Source organism: Agrobacterium sp. CNPSo 3708 (genome assembly GCF_028674915.1).
Classification (GTDB): domain Bacteria; phylum Pseudomonadota; class Alphaproteobacteria; order Rhizobiales; family Rhizobiaceae; genus Agrobacterium; species Agrobacterium cavarae.
The window spans coordinates 413920-432607 of sequence record NZ_JAQZSF010000002.1; the positions used below are offsets into that span (position 1 = coordinate 413920).

The 18688-nt window shown below is 58.7% G+C and carries 15 protein-coding genes; 7 read left to right on the forward strand and 8 right to left on the reverse strand.

The window, feature by feature from the left end:
- Window positions 1-65: 65 nt before the first annotated feature.
- The 4 genes from alkB to PVA19_RS04890 form a co-directional block, all read right to left on the reverse strand.
- On the reverse strand, window positions 66-719 hold the full coding sequence (gene alkB / locus PVA19_RS04875; RefSeq protein WP_274101841.1) for a DNA oxidative demethylase AlkB: 654 nt from the start codon (window positions 717-719) through the stop codon (window positions 66-68).
- Window positions 720-721: 2 nt separating this feature from the next.
- A complete protein-coding gene (locus PVA19_RS04880; RefSeq protein ID WP_274101400.1) occupies window positions 722-1357 on the reverse strand; it encodes a hypothetical protein in 636 nt (211 codons plus the stop codon).
- Window positions 1358-1555: 198 nt separating this feature from the next.
- Window positions 1556-2542, reverse strand: coding sequence for an aldo/keto reductase (locus PVA19_RS04885; RefSeq protein WP_440599134.1), 987 nt, complete (start codon window positions 2540-2542; stop codon window positions 1556-1558).
- A gap of 102 nt (window positions 2543-2644) precedes the next feature.
- Window positions 2645-3421, reverse strand: coding sequence for an SDR family NAD(P)-dependent oxidoreductase (locus PVA19_RS04890; RefSeq protein WP_274101403.1), 777 nt, complete (start codon window positions 3419-3421; stop codon window positions 2645-2647).
- Between the two features lie 109 nt (window positions 3422-3530).
- Between PVA19_RS04890 and PVA19_RS04895 the strand changes: the two genes are divergently transcribed.
- Window positions 3531-4451: a LysR family transcriptional regulator gene (locus PVA19_RS04895; RefSeq protein ID WP_274101404.1), complete on the forward strand. Its 921-nt coding sequence runs from the start codon at window positions 3531-3533 to the stop codon at window positions 4449-4451.
- Window positions 4452-4621: 170 nt separating this feature from the next.
- Window positions 4622-5344: a metallophosphoesterase gene (locus tag PVA19_RS04900; RefSeq protein ID WP_130978693.1), complete on the forward strand. Its 723-nt coding sequence runs from the start codon at window positions 4622-4624 to the stop codon at window positions 5342-5344.
- Between the two features lie 80 nt (window positions 5345-5424).
- Here PVA19_RS04900 and PVA19_RS04905 read toward each other — a convergent pair whose 3' ends face one another.
- On the reverse strand, window positions 5425-7236 hold the full coding sequence (locus tag PVA19_RS04905) for an IlvD/Edd family dehydratase (RefSeq protein WP_062424148.1): 1812 nt from the start codon (window positions 7234-7236) through the stop codon (window positions 5425-5427).
- Window positions 7237-7731: 495 nt separating this feature from the next.
- Between PVA19_RS04905 and ytfQ the strand changes: the two genes are divergently transcribed.
- The 5 genes from ytfQ (at window position 7732) to PVA19_RS04930 (ending at window position 13161) form a co-directional block, all read left to right on the forward strand.
- Window positions 7732-8691 (forward strand): galactofuranose ABC transporter, galactofuranose-binding protein YtfQ, encoded by a 960-nt coding sequence (ytfQ, locus tag PVA19_RS04910; RefSeq protein WP_062441680.1) that lies wholly within the window; start codon window positions 7732-7734, stop codon window positions 8689-8691.
- A gap of 173 nt (window positions 8692-8864) precedes the next feature.
- Complete coding sequence (locus PVA19_RS04915; protein WP_274101407.1) at window positions 8865-10388, forward strand: sugar ABC transporter ATP-binding protein; 1524 nt, start codon at window positions 8865-8867, stop codon at window positions 10386-10388.
- On the forward strand, window positions 10388-11431 hold the full coding sequence (locus PVA19_RS04920; RefSeq protein ID WP_062600030.1) for an ABC transporter permease: 1044 nt from the start codon (window positions 10388-10390) through the stop codon (window positions 11429-11431). Before PVA19_RS04915 ends, PVA19_RS04920 begins: the two co-directional genes overlap by 1 nt.
- A complete protein-coding gene (yjfF, locus tag PVA19_RS04925; RefSeq protein ID WP_082546327.1) occupies window positions 11428-12408 on the forward strand; it encodes a galactofuranose ABC transporter, permease protein YjfF in 981 nt (326 codons plus the stop codon). The genes PVA19_RS04920 and yjfF overlap by 4 nt, the downstream gene beginning before the upstream one ends.
- A gap of 21 nt (window positions 12409-12429) precedes the next feature.
- Complete coding sequence (locus PVA19_RS04930) at window positions 12430-13161, forward strand: FadR/GntR family transcriptional regulator (protein ID WP_062600031.1); 732 nt, start codon at window positions 12430-12432, stop codon at window positions 13159-13161.
- Between the two features lie 51 nt (window positions 13162-13212).
- On the opposite strand, the gene PVA19_RS04935 is transcribed toward PVA19_RS04930, so the two are convergent.
- The 3 genes from PVA19_RS04935 to PVA19_RS04945 are packed head-to-tail and all read right to left on the reverse strand — an operon-like array spanning window position 13213 to window position 18660.
- The gene (locus tag PVA19_RS04935) at window positions 13213-16470 is read right to left on the reverse strand and encodes an error-prone DNA polymerase (RefSeq protein ID WP_274101409.1); all 3258 of its coding nucleotides are present in this window, start codon (window positions 16468-16470) and stop codon (window positions 13213-13215) included.
- Window positions 16467-17984 (reverse strand): DUF6504 family protein, encoded by a 1518-nt coding sequence (locus PVA19_RS04940; protein ID WP_274101410.1) that lies wholly within the window; start codon window positions 17982-17984, stop codon window positions 16467-16469. Before PVA19_RS04940 ends, PVA19_RS04935 begins: the two co-directional genes overlap by 4 nt.
- Window positions 17899-18660 carry an ImuA family protein gene (locus PVA19_RS04945; RefSeq protein ID WP_112519608.1) on the reverse strand — a complete coding sequence of 254 codons (762 nt, stop codon included), beginning with the start codon at window positions 18658-18660 and terminating at the stop codon, window positions 17899-17901. The genes PVA19_RS04940 and PVA19_RS04945 overlap by 86 nt, the downstream gene beginning before the upstream one ends.
- Window positions 18661-18688 lie beyond the last annotated feature (28 nt).

An 18688-nucleotide genomic window follows, 5' to 3' on the forward strand; every position in this document is an offset into this window, starting at 1 on the left:
AAGTCCAGTCTTTCCGCGACGATCGTCGAGACCTCAGCACAGCGTGGGCGTGGGCGACGCCTTGATTACACCACAGCGTGGCGGAACGTGAGGTTATAACGGAAGGGGCCGGCTTTCTCGTGGACGCCGTTTTTCAGTGTCAGCACACCGTGATAGAAAAGGCGGGAGGGTCCGCCCCATACCACCACATCTCCATGCTGCAACGGATACTTCGTCACAGGATCGGTGCGTTGCAACCCGCCAAACTGGAAGGCAACGGGGAGACCGAGCGACACGGAAACGATGGGACGGGAAAAGTCCTTCTCGTCCTTGTCCTGATGCAGCGACATTTTCGCGCCTGGCTCATAGCGATTGATAAGGCAGGCATTCGGCAGGAAGTCGGGATAACCGGCCTCGTTGGCAGCGCTTACCGCAAGTGACAGAAATCTCTCTGGCATCGGGCTCCAGTTCTCACCCGTCAGAGGATCCTGCCGCTCATAGCGATAACCGCGCCGATCTGTCACCCAGCCATAGGTGCCGCAATTGGTCATCGCGACCGACATGGAAAAACCACCGGGTGTGACCATGTGGCGAAAGGGGGCAGACGATGAAATGCGGTGAATATCGGCGATCAGTTCATCTGCCTGGGCAAGTGCACGGCCGCGCATGAGCACGGCACCCTCTGCCATATCCTGCCGGGACGCCTGCTGAGGCTCAAGCCCGGCGAAGAGGTCATTCATCATTACGCAGCATCCAGATCGGCTGTTTCAAGAGACGGGTGCAGCACCGGTCGATAACCCGCCTCCAAAGCTTTTAGCGTCGATGGCGGCGTCAAAAGCCCGTCAACGAAAGGCAGCGTGGATGTTTGACGATAACCTTCAGGGCTCCACCGGTAGGTATTGCCACTGGAAACGAGATAGGCCTCGCCTTGCGCCGCAATCATCGTCCCGTCCGGCAGCTCCTCGACAAGCGTCAAAAGGACATTGACGCGCTTTCGTTTCATCTGCAGGCGTTCGCGGTGCAGTGTCGCGTCGATATCGCGGATGGAACTTGCAGGAGAACCATTGCCCGTAACCCAGGCGGCAACGAACTTACCTGCCTCCTCACGCCGGCATTGAAAGCAGGGGCGATGCCCGGCTGCCAGCGCAGTCGCCTCATCGAGAAAGAACAGCTCCGTCCAGCTTCGCGACGCCATGACATCACGACGGACGTCTTTATAGCTGCAACTGCAAATCAACCAGGATTTCGAAGCCCATCGCTTGGTCGTCAGCGTTCGTGAGGCCGGATCGTGAATGATGCCGCGATTGCCGGTGAAGAGGCCTCGCAGTGGCAGGTCAAGAATATCCCCGAATGGATCGACGCGGTTTTGCAGCGGCATGTCCTTCCTCCCTTGCTTCCAGAGCAACATCAACAGTAGTTTCCAGAAACTGGACCATTTTAGGGTCAGAACGAGTAGATCGACAAATAACGCGTCATACGACTTTTTTTGATCTCAAGAGGTCGGCGGATACACATCCTTGACCCGCGGCAGGGCCGTGCGCGATGCGGCCCACGGCGTTCTTCTTCGTCTCTTCACCTACCAGCGCTGATGGACATGCGGCGCTATTTTGTCACGGTAAAGCGCCCGCACCTTATCCATGACCTCTGAGGGGATTGCCGCCACACGGCTCGCCGTAGCGTTAGAGGTTGCTTGATCGCGGTTTTTTGCACCGGGGATGACGACCGAGACGGCCTCCTCCATCAGGATCCAGCGCAGCGCGAACTGCGCCATGGTGACGTTGCTCGGAACGAGCGCTCGCAGTTCCTCGACTGCCTCAAGCGCAACATCGTATGGAACACCCGAAAACGTCTCGCCGACATCGAATGCCTCACCGTGGCGATTGAAGTTGCGGTGGTCGTCAGCAGCGAAGGTCGAGTCCTTGCGCATCTTCCCCGTCAGCATACCGCTTGCCAGAGGCACGCGCACGATGACGCCGACGTCGCGGCGCTTGGCCTCGGAGAAGAACAGGTCGGCGGGGCGGTGGCGAAACATGTTGAAGATGATCTGAACCGTCGATACGTTCGGGAAGGCGATGGCTTTGAGCGCTTCCTCCACCTTCTCGACCGATACGCCATAGAAGCGGATCTTGCCTGCCGAAACGAGGTCGTCCATCGCGCCGAAGACTTCGGGGCGATAGTAGACCTCTGTCGGCGGGCAATGGAGCTGGACGAGGTCAAGAGCCTCAACGCCAAGGTTCATCAGGCTCCGATCAACGAAAGCCTCGAGATTGGCCTTGGTATATCCATCGGCCACATGTGGGCTCAGCCTGCGTCCGGCCTTCGTTGCAACGATCGGCCGCTCACCGCCGCGCTCCTTCAGCACGTCACGGATGATGCGCTCGGAGCGACCATCACCATAAACATCAGCCGTGTCGATGAATGTCATACCGGCATCAAGCGCGGCATGGACGCTGGCCTTCGCATCAGTCTCGTCCACGTCTCCCCATGAGCCGCCGATGGCCCACGCGCCAAACCCGATTTCCGAGATATTCCATTCCGTCCGACCGAGACGGCGTGTCTGAATGGTCATGAATGTACTCCGTGAGAAAGGCCGACGACTTCGGCGGTGTGCCGGTCGGCTATGTTGGGGGCAAAGATCGGGAGGGACAAAGGCGCCAGAGGCGCCCTACGGCATCAGCTGTCCGCCGTTGACCTCAATAATCTGTCCGGTGATGTAGCCGGACAGGAGTGGCGAGGCGAGAAAGAGATAGGCGCCGACGCATTCGTCCGGTGTGCCGACACGGGCCATCGGGACGCTCTGTCGCTGGGCGTCGAGCATTTCAGGGCTGGTGTAGCGATCATGAAAGGGTGTCGCGATGATGCCGGGTGCGACGGCGTTGACGCGAATACCGTCGCCGACGAACTCCTTTGCGTGGCCGCGGGTGATCGTCGAGACGAAGCCCTTGGCGGCAGCGTAGAGGATTGCACCATTGCCGCCGCCGTTGCGTGCCGCAATCGAGGTCGTGTTGATGACGAAGCCCTGCCGCCGCCTCAGAAACGGAACGGCCGACTTTGTCGCAGCCAACACAGAGCGGGCATTGAGGTCCATGACACGCGCATAATGGGCGTCGTCCATATCCGCCGTCGGCACACGACCGAGCATGCCTCCGGCATTATTGATGAGCCCGTCGAGCCCACCGAGCTTTTCAGCTGCAGCCTCGACCACGCGTTCACTCCCGCTTGGCTTTGATACATCTCCCTGGATAAGGATGGCCTCACCTCCAGCGTGGCGAATGTCGGCAAGCACCGCCTCGGCCGCCGCAGCGCTTGCATTGTAATGAACCGCGACCTTTGCGCCTTGCGCGGCCAAGGCCTTGGCCACCGCCGCGCCGATACCGGTGGAGGCCCCCGTGACGAGAACGGCTCTGTCGTTCAAATCCGGGATCTTCAATTCGTGCCACATGGGGTGCTCCTCCGCACGCTTCGATTGGAAAGACCCTAGGCCTTGCAGGCACAGAAGCAAGTTCTTATGCTTGCATCACATTCAACGATGCACTGAACAGAAATCATTCATGCCGCCGTTTCTCCGCTCGGAGCTGCCCGATCTTGCAGCCTTCTCGATCGTCGTTCGTCGCCGCAGTTTCAAGGCAGCCGCAATCGAACTGGGGATCACGGCATCTGCTCTCAGCCACGCAATCCGCCGGCTGGAAGAGCGTTTGGGCACGAAGCTCCTCAATCGCACAAGCCGAAGCGTCGCGCCGACGCCCGCGGGGCTGCGCTTCGCCGCGCGCCTGGAGGCAGGGTTCGATGAGATCGGCTCGGCGCTCTCCGAGATGGACGACGGGCATGCCGGCGCTTTCGGCGAACTGCGCCTGAACATTCCCGCCGACGCCAGTCGCCTTCTCGTCAGCCCCGTACTTCCGAGTTTTCTGAAGCTCTTGCCAGATATGCGGTTTACGGTCGTCGTCGAAAATCGCCCGGTCGATATGGTGGCCGAAGGCTTCGATGCCGGGATACGATACGGGGACACTGTTCCTGAGGACATGATCGCAGTCGCGCTGACCGAGCCATTGGAGTGGGTCATCGTCGGTTCGCCAGCCTATCTCGACAGGCATGGCCGACCGAAGAAGCCGGACGACCTGATGCAGCATTCCTGCCTGCGCCTTCTTCTGGGTGACAACTCGGCGTTCCGATGGGAACTGGGCAATGGTGATGCCATGATACGGATCGACGTGCCCGGCAACTGCACGATCAGCGATACGCAGAGCACCATCGATGCCGCTGCCGACGGTTTGGGTCTGGGCTACGTCCTGAAACGCCGTGCCGATGCGGAGCTGCGCGATGGACGGCTGGAAGTCGTTTTGCCTCAATGGTCATCGACCGGTGCAGGCTTCCACATGTATTATCCGAGCCGACGGCAAAACCACCCGGCGCTGCGTCACCTGATCGAACTCATCCGGGTGCGGGAAGGACTGCCGCCTTTGGTGCGATGATACACGACCGACGGCCAGTCGGTGAAGCGCGGCGTTGTTGCGCGTCGGGGATGAGGAGTTTTCAAGTCCCGCAGGATCGCGCTGACAGGTTTCCTTTTCAACTCGAAGTGCTCTAAGGCTGGTAGAGATTTCCCGGCTCTAGCCACTTCTCCAGATCAAATGGTCCAGCCATGCGCCAGAAGCTCTTCTTCTCCGAACGACCGGAGGTCATCTATGCAGTAGGCGATGTCCATGGCTGCCTCGACCTTCTTCACATTCTGCAGGAGAAGATTGTGGCCGACGCCGAACGTGAAGTCGGCGAAAAGTGGATCATCATGCTCGGCGACTATGTGGATCGCGGACCGAAGTCCTCTGCGGTCCTCGAAGAGTTGATCACGACCCAGCCCGACGGAATTCGGCGTTTCTGCCTCGCTGGGAACCACGAGGAATCGATGGTGGATTTCATCCGAAATCCGCATGGTGATCATCGTTGGCTGGAATTCGGCGGTCTTGAAACCTTGCGGTCTTATGGCATTGCCAGGTTGCCAGAGGATAATCGGCAATTGCGAGCAGCCGTGCAGAAGGCCATACCGGCACATCACATTAGCTTTGCCGCCAGCCTTCCTTCGCTCATTGCGGTGCCGGGGCTGTGTTTTGTCCATGCCGGACTTTTGAACGACGTTCCCCTCGAACAGCAGGAGGACAAGAACCTCCTCTGGATTCGACCAAGCCAACAGGGAGCACCTTCGGTGGCAAACCCATTTCTGACCGTCCACGGTCATACGCCGGTGCGCAACGTCGCCATGGTCCATAACAGGTTGAATGTCGACACCGGTGCCTTCATGACGCGACGACTTTCAGGCGTGAAGATCAAACGCAGCGGCGAGATCACCGTCATGACGTCGGACAGGTAGAGAAAGAAAAACCGCCGGCTGTGTCACAACCGGCGGCGAGAAATGATGTGCCGGATCGCTCCGGCACATCGGACCATGCGTTAGTGGTTGTCGCGCGGAAGACCCTTTGTCTGGGCGATGCGCTGGTACTTCACGGCTGGCTCGAGCACTGCACCCGTTTCCATCTGTCCGACGATGCCGCGCTGGATTTCCTGCCACGGCGTCTGGTGATCCGGATATTTGTAACCACCCTGAGCGTTCAGCGCCTCATGGCGCTTTGCCAGTTCTTCCGGCGAGATCAGGATATCGGCGGTACCTCTGCCCACATCAATGCGCACGCGGTCGCCGGTCTGCAGGATGGCAAGACCGCCACCTGCTGCCGCTTCCGGCGAGGCATTGAGGATCGACGGGCTGCCCGACGTGCCGGACTGACGACCGTCGCCGATGCAAGGCAGCGAGTTGACACCTTCCTTCAGCAGGTAGTCGGGAGCACGCATGTTCACGACTTCTGCCGCACCCGGATAGCCGATCGGACCTGCGCCGCGCATGAACAGAACCGTCTGCGCGTCGATGCCGAGCGACGGATCGTCGATGCGGTGGTGATAATCTTCCGGACCGTCGAACACGACCGCACGGCCTTCGAAAGCCTCGGGATCGTTCGGGTTGGAGAGATAGCGCTGACGGAATTCCGGGCTGATAACGCTGGTCTTCATGATGGCAGAAGAGAAGAGGTTGCCGCGCAGCACGCGGAAGCCTGCGCGCTCCTTCAGCGGACGATCGTAAGGACGGATGACCTTCTCGTCTTCGATGATCGCACCACGGCAGTTCTCGCCGATCGTCTTGCCGTTGACGGTCAGGGCGTCTTCCATGATGAGACCCTGTTCCATCAACTGGTTGACGACCGCCGGAACGCCACCGGCGTGATAGTAGTCTTCGCCGAGATATTCGCCAGCCGGCTGCAGGTTGACAAGCAGCGGAACTTCTTCGCCATAGGTCTGCCAGTCATCGACGGTGAGCTCGACGCCGACGTGGCGTGCAAGACCGTTCAGATGGATCGGCGCGTTGGTGGAACCACCGATGGCCGAATTGACGCGGATGGCGTTGATGAAGGCATCCTTCGTCATGATGTCGGACGGCTTCAGGTCTTCCTTGACCATCTCGACGATACGAAGACCCGTGAGATAGGAGATTTCCTGGCGATCGCGATACGGTGCAGGGATCGCGGCAGAGCCCGGAAGCTGCATGCCGAGCGCTTCGGCCAGCGAGTTCATCGTGGTCGCCGTGCCCATGGTGTTGCAATAGCCGGTGGACGGCGCGGACGAGGCAACGAGTTTGACAAAGCCCTGGTAGTCGATCTCGCCCTTCGCCAGAAGTTCGCGAGCCTTCCAGACGATGGTGCCGGAGCCGGTGCGCTCGCCGCGGAACCAGCCATTCAGCATCGGGCCGACGGACAGAGCAATCGCCGGAATGTTGACGGTGGCCGCCGCCATAAGACAGGCAGGCGTCGTCTTGTCGCAGCCGATCGTCAGAACGACGCCATCGAGCGGATAGCCATACAGCACTTCGACGAGGCCCAGATAGGCAAGGTTACGGTCGAGACCGGCAGTCGGGCGCTTGCCGGTTTCCTGGATAGGATGAACCGGGAACTCGATGGCAATGCCGCCCGCTTCGCGGATACCTTCACGAAGGCGGTTCGCCAGCTCAAGGTGGTGGCGATTGCAAGGCGAAAGGTCGGACCCTGTCTGCGCGATGCCGATGATCGGGCGGTCCGACTGAAGCTCGGCCTGGCTCAGACCGAAATTCATGTAACGCTCGAGATAGAGCGCCGTCATGTCGGCATTTGCGGGATTGTCGAACCAGGCGCGCGAACGCAGCTTGCCTTGGGGGGCGGTCAAATTCTTCGAGTCTGTCATGATAATGGTCTCCAGCCGGAAGTGGCGAACGGGTAGGTCAACGGGAGTGCGACGAATTCATGGTGAAGCGTCGACAATGGGACCACGCAGACGCGTAGCGGAGACGACGACATCTGGCAAGGCGGACATCTGCCCAAACCTTCCACTGCGTCCAAACTCTCGCTGACGATTCGCACGATTCCTCCCGCCTCAATCTTCTTCTTCCCTTGCCTGATCTGCGGCAATTGAGGAATGCGGTCAATGCCGCAGATTGTTCTTTGTATTCGTATTACTATTTCGGGATGAACGCAATTGTCAAGGAACGCAAAGACAGACGCGGCAATGCCGCTGGAAAAATATTACTAAATTATCCCATTGAATCTAATTATCTTTATTTAGAATAACCCGTTCTATTTCAAGCTGAGTGGCGATCCGAAGCAAAAAATCGCTTTTCAAAGATAATACTATATGCTCATATCGCCCCGTCAGCCGACATCATCTCTGGGAGGATTAAAGATGAAAAAAGCACTCGCGGCGGTTACCGTCGCTTTTTCCGTATGCCTGGCTTCTGGCGTATCCGCAAAGTCGCTCACCGTCGGCTTTTCGCAGATCGGCTCCGAATCGGGCTGGCGCGCTGCAGAAACCACCGTCACCAAGCAACAGGCTGAAAAGCGTGGCATCACTCTGAAATTTGCCGATGCGCAGCAGAAGCAGGAAAATCAGATCAAGGCCGTTCGCGGCTTCATCGCCCAGGGCGTCGATGCCATTCTGATTGCCCCTGTCGTCGCCACCGGCTGGGACGCCGTTCTGAAAGAAGCCAAGGAAGAAAACATTCCCGTTATTCTTCTTGACCGTCAGATCGAAGCTCCAGATAGCCTCTACCTGACCGCTGTGACCTCCGACCAGGTTCACGAAGGCAAGGTTGCCGGCGACTGGCTGGTCAAGGATGTCGGTTCGAAGGACTGCAATGTCGTCGAACTTCAGGGCACGACCGGCTCTTCCCCTGCCATCAACCGCAAGAAGGGCTTCGAAGAAGCCATCGCTTCGCACAAGAACATCAAGATCACGCGCTCGCAGACCGGCGACTTCACCCGCACCAAGGGTAAGGAAGTCATGGAAAGCTTCATCAAGGCTGAAAATGGCGGCAAGAACATCTGCGCTGTCTACGCCCACAATGATGACATGGCTGTCGGCGCGATCCAGGCTATCAAGGAAGCCGGTCTGAAGCCTGGAACAGACATCAAGGTCGTCTCCATCGACGCCGTTCCGGATATCTTCAAGGCCATGGCTGCCGGTGAAGCGAACGCAACGGTCGAACTGACGCCGAACATGGCTGGTCCTGCCTTCGATGCACTTGACGCTTACCTCAAGGACAAGAAAGAGCCGAAGAAGTGGATCCAGACGGAATCCAAGCTCTATACGGCGTCTGACGATCCGATGAAGGTCTATGAGGCAAAGAAAGGCCTCGGCTACTAAGACCGGTTTGGGGGTGAAGTCCGCTTCACCCCAGATATCCAAACGCTTCCGTTCTTGCGCATTGCAGAGTGCCGCTGGTTCTTTGCTGAACGTGCCTCATATCGGAACTGGCGATCGGAACGGTGCTTCGGCACCGTTTCCATCACGCTTTTTCTTCAATGGAATGCTTCAGAATGTCCGAACAACCGTCCCTTCTGGAAGCACGTGCCATCGGTAAGTCCTTCCTCGGCATAACCGCTCTCGACAATGTCGATTTCACCCTTCGTGCGGGTGAAGTCCATGCGCTGCTCGGCGAAAATGGTGCCGGCAAATCCACGCTCATCAAGATCCTGACCGGCGTTTACACCCGCGACAAAGGAACAGTGCGCCTCGATGGCGACGAGATTTCCCCAGCCGATGTCGGTGAAGCGCAAGCGCTCGGCATTGGCACCGTCTACCAGGAGGTCAATCTCCTGGAAAACCTGACCGTTGCCGAAAATCTCTTTCTCGGCCGCCAGCCGCGCCGCTTCGGCCTCATCGACAAGCGCACCATGCGCGACGAGGCCCAGAAGCTGCTTGGTCGCTATGGTCTTACCATCGACGTCAATGCCCTGCTCTCCAGCTATTCGGTCGCCATCCGGCAGATCATTGCCATTGCGCGCGCCGTCGATCTCTCCGGCAAGGTGCTCGTTCTGGATGAGCCGACAGCCAGCCTTGACGCGCATGAAGTCGAGATGCTTTTCACGGTGCTGAGGCAGTTGCGCACCGAGGGTCTCGGCATCGTCATCATCACCCACTTCCTCAACCAGGTTTATGACATTGCCGACCGCGTTACGGTCCTGCGCAATGGTAAGCTGGTGGGCACGCGCACCATTTCGGAGCTTCCGAGAGGCGAGCTCATTTCCATGATGCTCGGGCGCGAATTGCAGAATGTCACCCATAACCGCCAGCCCTCCGACAATGATGTGGTCGAAGCGGCGCCTGCCATCCGTTTTCAAGGCTATGGCAAGCGCGGCAGCGTCGAACCCTTCGATCTTGATATTCGTCCGGGAGAAGTAGTCGGCATTGCAGGGCTCCTCGGTTCAGGCCGCAGCGAAACCGCCTTCCTTCTCTTTGGCATCGACAAGCCGGAAAGCGGAACAGCGACCATCGATGGCAAGCAGGTGTCCATCCAATCACCGGAAGCGGCCATCGACCAGGGCTTCGGCTTCTGTCCTGAAGAGCGGAAGACGGACGGCATTATTGGCGATTTTTCCGTCGCCGATAACATCGCGCTTGCCCTGCAAGCCCGTCAGGGCTGGATGCGCCCGATTTCCAAGCGTCAGAAGGCAGCGCTTGCCGACGACTTCATCAAGTCGCTCGACATTCGTCCCGCCGATCGTGAACGTCCGATCAAGTTCCTTTCCGGCGGCAATCAGCAGAAAGCAATCCTTGCCCGCTGGCTGGCAACCGAGCCTCGCCTCCTCATTCTTGATGAGCCGACGCGCGGCATCGATATTGGTGCACACGCCGAAATCCTCAAGATGATCGAGAAGCTCTGCCAGGAGGGCATGTCGCTCGTCGTCATTTCGTCGGAGCTGGAAGAACTGACGGCGGTCGCCCATCGCGTCATCGTCCTGTCGGACCGCCGCCATGTTGAAGAACTCAAGGGATCCGACGTGACTGCAGAAAACATCATGAAGGCGATTGCGACCTCCGCCCGCACGGAGGCCGCGTGATGAAGAGCGTAACGTTGAAATTGAAGAGACTGGCGCCGCAGTTCATTGCGCTGTTCATCATTCTGGCTGCCATTACGGTGATATCGCCCGGCTTCCTGAACGTCTCGATGCAGAATGGACGCCTCTATGGCAGCCTTATCGATATTCTGGTGCGCGCCGCACCCGTGGCGCTTTTGACGATCGGCATGACGCTGGTCATTGCCACCAAGGGTATCGATCTCTCCATCGGCGCGGTCATCGCCATTTGCGGTGCGGTTGCAGCCACGCTGATCAGTGCCGGGCATTCCATTCCCGTCGTGATCGCCATCTCATTGGCAGTCGGTGTTGCCTGCGGCATCTGGAACGGCATTCTGGTCGCCGTCCTCGACATCCAGCCGATCATTGCGACCCTCATTCTCATGGTTGCCGGTCGCGGCATTGCGCAGCTGATCACCGAAGGCGTCATCCTGACCTTCAACAATGACAGCTTTGCCGCCATTGGTTCCGGCTCCTTCGCAGGCGTTCCACTGCCTGTGGTGATCTGGGTGGCGAGTGCCATTCTTATCGGACTTCTGGTGCGCAAGTCCGCGCTCGGCTTCCTGATCGAGGCAACCGGCATCAATCGTCGCGCCGCCGCACTTGCCGGTGTTCGCGCCCGCTTCCTGCTATTCTTCGTCTACGCGATCTCCGGACTATGTGCCGCCATCGCCGGCATGATCGTGACCGCCGACATTCGTGGTGCGGATGCCAATAATGCCGGCCTTTGGCTTGAACTCGATGCGATCCTGGCGGTCGTCATCGGCGGCACGTCGCTGAATGGCGGACGCTTCTCCATCACCGCGTCGCTCATCGGCGCGCTGATTATCCAGACGATCAATACCGGTATTCTTGTCTCGGGCTTCCCACCAGAATTCAACCTGATCATCAAGGCAGGCATCATCATCGTGGTTCTGACGCTTCAATCGCCGGCACTTGTCACTTTGCTCGGCTTTACCAGAACGCCGAAAAAACCAAGCCCGGCGGCACCGGCGCCCACCACCAACAAAGGAGAAGCTGCGCGATGATCCACACACGCAACCTTCCCTTCTTCACCACGCTGGCGATCTTCATCATTGCCTATGCCCTGTGCGTTTCCCAATATCCGGGCATTCTCAGCACACGGGTCATCGGCAATCTTCTGACCGACAATGCGTTTCTCGGCATTGCGGCCGTCGGCATGACATTCGTGATCCTGTCTGGCGGCATCGATCTGTCCATCGGCTCGGTCATCGCCTTTTCCAGCGTCTTCGTCGCCGTGCTCGTCAACGGATATGGTGTTCATCCGCTCGTTGCCTTCGCGGCAGTACTCGTCATCGCCACGATTTTTGGCAGCCTGATGGGCGCGATGATCCGCTTTCTCGCGATCCCGCCCTTCGTCGTCACCCTCGCAGGCATGTTTCTGGCACGCGGGGCCGCCTATCTCATGTCGACCGATTCCGTCCCGATCTCCCATCCGGTCATCGATGCCATCCAGGGCTTCTATATTCGTGTGCCCGGTGGCGGTCGATTGACGGCGCTTGCCATCCTGATGCTGATCGTCTTTGCAGTCGGCATATTGGTGGCAGCCCGCACCCGCTTCGGTGCCAATGTCTACGCACTTGGTGGAAACCAGCAATCGGCGGAACTGATGGGTGTCCCCGTCGCCAAAACCACGATCGGTATCTATGCGCTGTCCGGCTTTCTCTCCGGTCTCGCGGGCATCGTCTACACGCTCTACACTTCCTCCGGCTACTCTCTGGCAACCGTTGGTGTCGAACTGGATGCGATTGCCGCCGTGGTGATCGGCGGGACGCTGCTGACAGGGGGAACAGGCCTCGTTGCCGGCACTTTCATCGGCCTGATGATCCAGGGCCTCATTCAGACCTATATCGTTTTTGATGGAACACTGTCATCCTGGTGGACGAAAATCGTCATCGGCATACTTCTGTTCATATTCATCGTTTTGCAACGCACAATCATCTGGTACTCAAACAGAAGAATGGCGGCGGCTCACCCGGCATAACATCAGCGAGGGAGATAGTTGTTGGGGCTACTGGAAAACACGATATCAGGACGAAAGCGGCGCAACAGCCATGCGCACGTCGTGGCGGAACTTGGCAGCGCCATTGTTTCGGGCCGGATACCGGAGGGTTCCCTTCTCCCCAACGATGCCGAACTCTCGCTTCGCTTCGGCGTATCGAGGACCGTTCTCAGAGAAACGATGAAGACGCTGGCCGCAAAGCGGCTGGTGGAAGCCAAAGCGAAAGTCGGGACACGCGTTCTCGACAAATCAAGCTGGAACTTCTTCGACCCGGACGTGCTGGGATGGCGTTGCGAGGCTGGTCTCGATCCTGAGTTCATCGAGCATCTGGCCGAAATTCGCCTGGCGCTTGAGCCGGCTGCTGCAGCAGCGGCTGCTCGGCATGCATCCAGTGAAGACATTGTCGCGCTCTACGCGATCGCGGCGAAATTCGACAACCCTGCCCATACCGCCGAAAGCATTGCCAAGATCGATCTGGAATTCCATCTGGCCGTTGCCAGCATTTCCGGCAATCCCTTCATGCGTTCTGCCAGCGGTCTGATCGAGGCGGCACTCGCCATCTCCTTCAAGCTCTCGTCGCCAGCCTCTGCTCCAGCCACCATCGCGGAGATTGCCGCCAACCATTTGCGCATCGTCCATGCCATTGCCGCGCGAGATGAGGCCGCCGCCGTAAAGGCGATGCGGCACGTGATCGAAGTCGGCAAGGATCGGATCAAGAACTCCACTCTCACCTGAAGCGTCGCGAGAGCGTCACTCGACTTTGCAACGAAGTTGCGTTGTGGCTCTTCAATGGAAGTTGCGACCCTTGACGGTGATGTGATCGTCATCGCTCTCCTGAAGAGCTGGTCTCGGCGGCAACCCGCGTCTGTCACGCGTCGTCGGTATCCCATGGTGAAACTCATCGCCGCGACCATGCGGCAGGGGAAACGGCTTATCCCTTTCGCCGACACTTCTCAGAACATCCGACAGATCGGTGATGCGGTGGGCGACGACATGCACGACCTCGCCTTCACGCTGAAGCTTGCCGTAAATCCCCACCATCCCCGCCGACAGGATGACACGGCGGTATTTCTCGAAGGTCTTCACCCAGACGACGGCATTGGCAATGCCGGTCTCGTCTTCGAGCGTCATGAAGATGACGCCCTTCGCCGAGCCAGGGCGCTGCCGCACGAGCACGAGACCAGCGACCTCCAGCCAGCGACCGTCATTCGTCTTGAGCGTCTCAGCGCATGTCACGATCCGACGTCGCGCGAGATCCTGGCGTAGGAAGCTCATGGGGTGGTCTCGCAGCGTCAGGCCCACATGGCCATAGTCCTGCACAACCTCTCCGCCTGCGGTCATGGGCAGCAGGTTGACTTCCGGCTCCTGCATCTCCTCGATCAACGCGTTCTCCCGAGCAGCTGCGGCAGCAAAAAGCGGCAAGGGTTCATCGCGCAGGCCCTTGATCGCCCACAATGCCTCACGACGTGAAAGACCGAGAGACGGCAAAAAAGCATCCGCTTCGGCAAGACACACCAGCGCGGAAACCGGTACCCCTGCCCGCCTCCATAAATCATCGATAGATTGAAAGGGACGCTCCTCCCGGCACGCGATAATATTGCCCGCATGATGGTTGGACAGCCCCTTCACCAGCCGCATGCCAAGGCGCACGGCGTTGCGATCTGGACCGACCTTCTCCTCCAGCATGCAATCCCAGCGGCTCGCATTGACGCAGACGGGCCGAACCACAACGCCGTGATCACGTGCGTCGCGAACGAGCTGTGCCGGGGCGTAAAATCCCATAGGCTGGGAGTTCAACAGCGCCGCACAGAAGATATCGGGATGGTGGCACTTCACCCATGCCGATGCGTAGGCAATCGATGCGAAAGAGGCTGCATGGCTTTCGGGGAAACCGTAGCTGCCGAAGCCTTCCAATTGCTTGAAGATACGCTTGGCGAAGTCTTCGCTGAATTTATTTCTGACCAAGCCCTGAACGAGCTTTTCTTGAAACTCGTTGATCGTCCCTACGTTTTTAAAAGTGGCCATGGCTCTTCGCAAACGGTCAGCGTCATTGGCGCTAAAACCGGCGCATTCGATCGCTACACGCATCGCCTGCTCTTGAAAAAGAGGAACACCGAGCGTCTTTTTGAGAACGTTTTCCAATTCAGGCCGCTCATAGACCACCTCCTCCTTTCCTTCCCTTCGTCGAAGATAAGGATGCACCATGTCACCCTGTATCGGACCGGGCCGAACAATCGCCACCTGAATGACAAGGTCGTAGAGTTTACGAGGCTTTAGCCTAGGTAGCATCGACATCTGCGCCCGGCTTTCGATCTGGAACGTGCCGATCGTATCGGCCTTGCAGATCATGTCGTAGGTCGGATCGTCGTTGTTATTGATACTGGTCAGTCCAAACTCTTCACCCTTGCGAACCGTCAGCATTTCGAAGGCTCTGCGCATGCAGGACAGCATGCCGAGTGCCAGGCAATCCATCTTCATGAATTTGACGATCTCGATATCGTCCTTGTCCCATTCGATGATCCGCCTGTCCTTCATGGATGCTGGAAGAATGGGAACGAGTTCGTCCAGCCGGTCATGGGTCAACACAAAACCGCCGGGATGCTGGCTGTAATGGCGGGGCGTTCCGATCAACTGGCGCGCGAGATCGAAGGCAAGTCTGACGCGCCGATCCTCCAGATTGATATTCAATTCATTGGCATGCTTCTCGCCGGTGCCTTCCGTCCACCACCAGATCTGCGAGGACATGAGTTTGGTCAGATCTTCGGGAAGGCCCAGTACCTTGCCGACATCGCGGATGGCGCCCTTGCCGCGATAGCAGGTCACCACAGCACAAAGCGCCGCCTTATCGAACCCATAGTGATCATAGATCCACTGGATGATTTCCTCGCGCCGCTGGTGCTCAAAATCCACATCGATATCCGGCGGTTCGTCACGGTCCTCGGAAACGAAACGCTCGAAAAGAAGGTCGCTTTCATCCGGATCGATTGCGGTGATGCCGAGGACATAACAGACCGCCGAATTGGCCGCAGATCCACGTCCCTGGCAAAGAATCTTCATCTCCCGTGCCTTCCTGACGATAGTATTGACGGTCAAAAAGTAGGGCGCATATTCCTTCTTGGCGATGATGGTCAATTCGTGCCGAAGCGCCTTCCTCACCTTTTCCGGCACGCCATTGGGATATCGCTTCGGTGCCTCATCCCAGACGAATTTTTCCAGCGCTTCCTGCGCCGTCAGGCCTGGTACCTGCCGCTCGTCCGGATATTGATATTTCAATTCAGAGAGCGAAAAGCGACATTTCTTCATGATCTTCAGCGTATTTTCCAAGGCATCCGGATAGGCAGAAAAAAGCCGGTACATTTCCTCCGGCGGCTTCAGATAGCGATCGGCATGTCGCTCGCGGCGAAAGCCCGCATCGTCGATGGTGCAGTTGTGGCGAATGCAGGTAACGACATCCTGAAGCATGCGACGACCGGGCTCATGAAAAAGAACGTCATTGGTAACGACCGTTGCCACGCCTGCGCGTGCTGCCATCTGCGAAAGCTCATGGAGGCGCAGCGCATCGTTCGGTCGGCGGCGCAGGCTCATCGCCACATAGGCGCGATCGCCGAAATCAGCCCTTATCCGGCGCAAATGGCTGGAAAGCCCTTCATGCGTCTCATCCGGCAGGAGAACCACGATCAGTCCTTCGCCATAGGCGACCAGATCACTCCAGGTGAGCTGGCACTTGCCAGCCTTGCCATCTCTCTTGCCGAATGTCAGCAGGCGGCATAGGCGGGCATAGGCCTCTCTGTCCACCGGATAGACCAGCACGGAAACATCCTGCACTAGGTCCAGTCGACAACCCACCACCAGCCGCATACCAAGCTCTTCGGCAATCTTGTGCGCCCGCGGAATGGCGGCGAGGCTGTTGCGATCGACAATACCCAATGCCTCTATGCCAAGCGCTTTGGCCTGGGCGAAAAGCTCCTCACAGGAGCTGGCGCCGCGCAGAAACGAGAAATGCGAGGTGACCTGCAGCTCGGCATAACGAACACCCGTACTCATGCGAAAAATCCATGCATGAACCACTCCAGAGAGCCGGTCTCGGTGTGCTCGCCATCGCCGGAGCGGAATATCCAGAAACGCTCGCCGCTCTCATTTTCCACGCGGAAATAATCGCGCACCGCCGAGAGTTCTCGATCACGCTTCCACCATTCGCCAAAGACGCGCTCCGGCCCGTCGGCCCGTTTGACGATGTGACGCACCCCGCGCCATGTGAAGTTTCGGGGAGGATGATCGGGCAGAAGCGCTACCGTCTGGATTGGCTCCGGCTTGAACAACAACCTCACCGGCCTTGGCCAATGTTCCGGCCAGCCGGGTGCATCTTCCGTGGCCTCGGCTGGAATCTTTTGAACGGAACGCTCCGGCACATCGCTTTGAACGGCGGCATAGCGATAGACCTTGTGGCCACGGTTGAGGATGATATCGACAGCCTCGCCAATATCGCCTCCTGCTTCTTCCAGAAGAACGGAGCGCGCCTGCCCGGCAAGAAGCGGCTCGGCATGGGTCGCCGTCAATGTCATCTTTTCGATGCCGAAACCCGGATCGATCGTCTCGATACGATCGGTCAGAAGGCGCGACAATTGCTTGCTATCGCGTGCGGGTTTGGAGGTTCCGGCCCGAATGGCCTGCACACCACTATCGACACGATGGAAAACGAGATCGACACGGCGCGCACCTAAACCTCGCTTCTCCAAATCCAGACAGAGGTCGGACACAAGCTTTCGAGTGTATTTTGCAATGGTTTCTGCAGCACCAATCGGTTCGGGAAAGAAGCGGCGCACGGTCACCAGTTCCGCCACGCGGACCGGCTCTATCGGTTCCGACAGGATACCGTGAGCCTGATCCAGCTTGCGACCCACTTCCGGGCCGAACCGCAAGGTGATCGGCGCGCGCGGCGCAGCTGCCAATTCTCCAATACGGCGAAAGCCCAAGACCTTCAACTCATTGACCAGATGTGCATCCAGCCGCAGGGCGGCAAGCGGGAGAGGCGCGAGCGCTTCGCGCACGCTGCCTTCAGGTAAAATGGTGACGGCTTCGCGCCCGAAACGGGCAAGCGCGTGGGCTGCTCCCCAGCTTTCGGCAATTGCCGCACGCGCCGTAAAACCCAGCGCATGCAGGCGATTGATCATGCCTGTCAGCATCAGTCTTTCATTGCCATGCAGGTGATCGGCCCCGGTCGTATCGAGCACCAGCCCATCGGGCGTATCCGGCGCGACGATGGGGGCATAGATGCGCAAAAACCAGAAGGCCAGATCCTCAAGGGCTTTTGCATCCTCCACCGGCTTCAAGTCTTCGACAATCAGGCCCGGTAGAATGGCCTGCGCCTTGCTGGCCGGCATGCCGGGCCGCAAGCCCGCTTTCAGCGCGGCGCTATTAAGAGCAGCCACGAGCCGGCGGCTTCCCTGGCGGGCGATCATGACGACCGGAGTTTCAACCGGCGGCGCTTCGTCCCCAAGCATCCTGCGGTATCGATCCGTCTGCCATGTCGGCAGGTATAGCGAGACGACCCTCTGCATCACAGGCTTCCACTTCCAGTTCAAAAGGTTCGCCGCCCCGGACACGCAGCAATTCTACAAACCAGCGTGACCGCCCTACCCCGCGTACCGGCAGCGGGGTGGAGGGACGCATGGAAATGCGCCATCGGGTGACGGCGGCGGTCGGCTGACCAAAATCGGCGACACCGCTCACATGACGCCAGCGGCGAAGCGCTATGGCTGCCACGCCCGAAGCTTCCGCCGTCAGTTGCAGACGCCGCGACATGTTCATCGGCAGCTTCGACACTTCACCGATCACGGCACCAAAGCCGTTGCAGCGAAGCCCCTCCTCGAAACAATCCAGCACGCCCTTTTCGTCGCGGCATTCGACGATGATCAGCCGGTTATGCGAGAGCCCTGCCTGTGTGAGAGCGGGCATGAAAAGATCCGGACGGGTCACGCACCAAAGGATCTTGCCCTTCAACCGGGCAGCGATCCCCGCACAGAAGAGTGCTGACGCTGCACCGTCCACGGCACCATTTCCGCCGCCGCTCACTTCATGCAAGCTGCCAAGCTTCAGGCCTTCACCGGGAAGACGCTCATCCATGGCAGGAATATTGAAGGGCAGAGTCTGCTGCTGTCTGGCAGGACCTTGGGTGATCCTCTCCAGCCTTTCTCGCAATTCCTCCACGACAAGCTGTTCTGCGCGCTTCTGCATGACACGAAACTTCTCAGAGCATTCCACG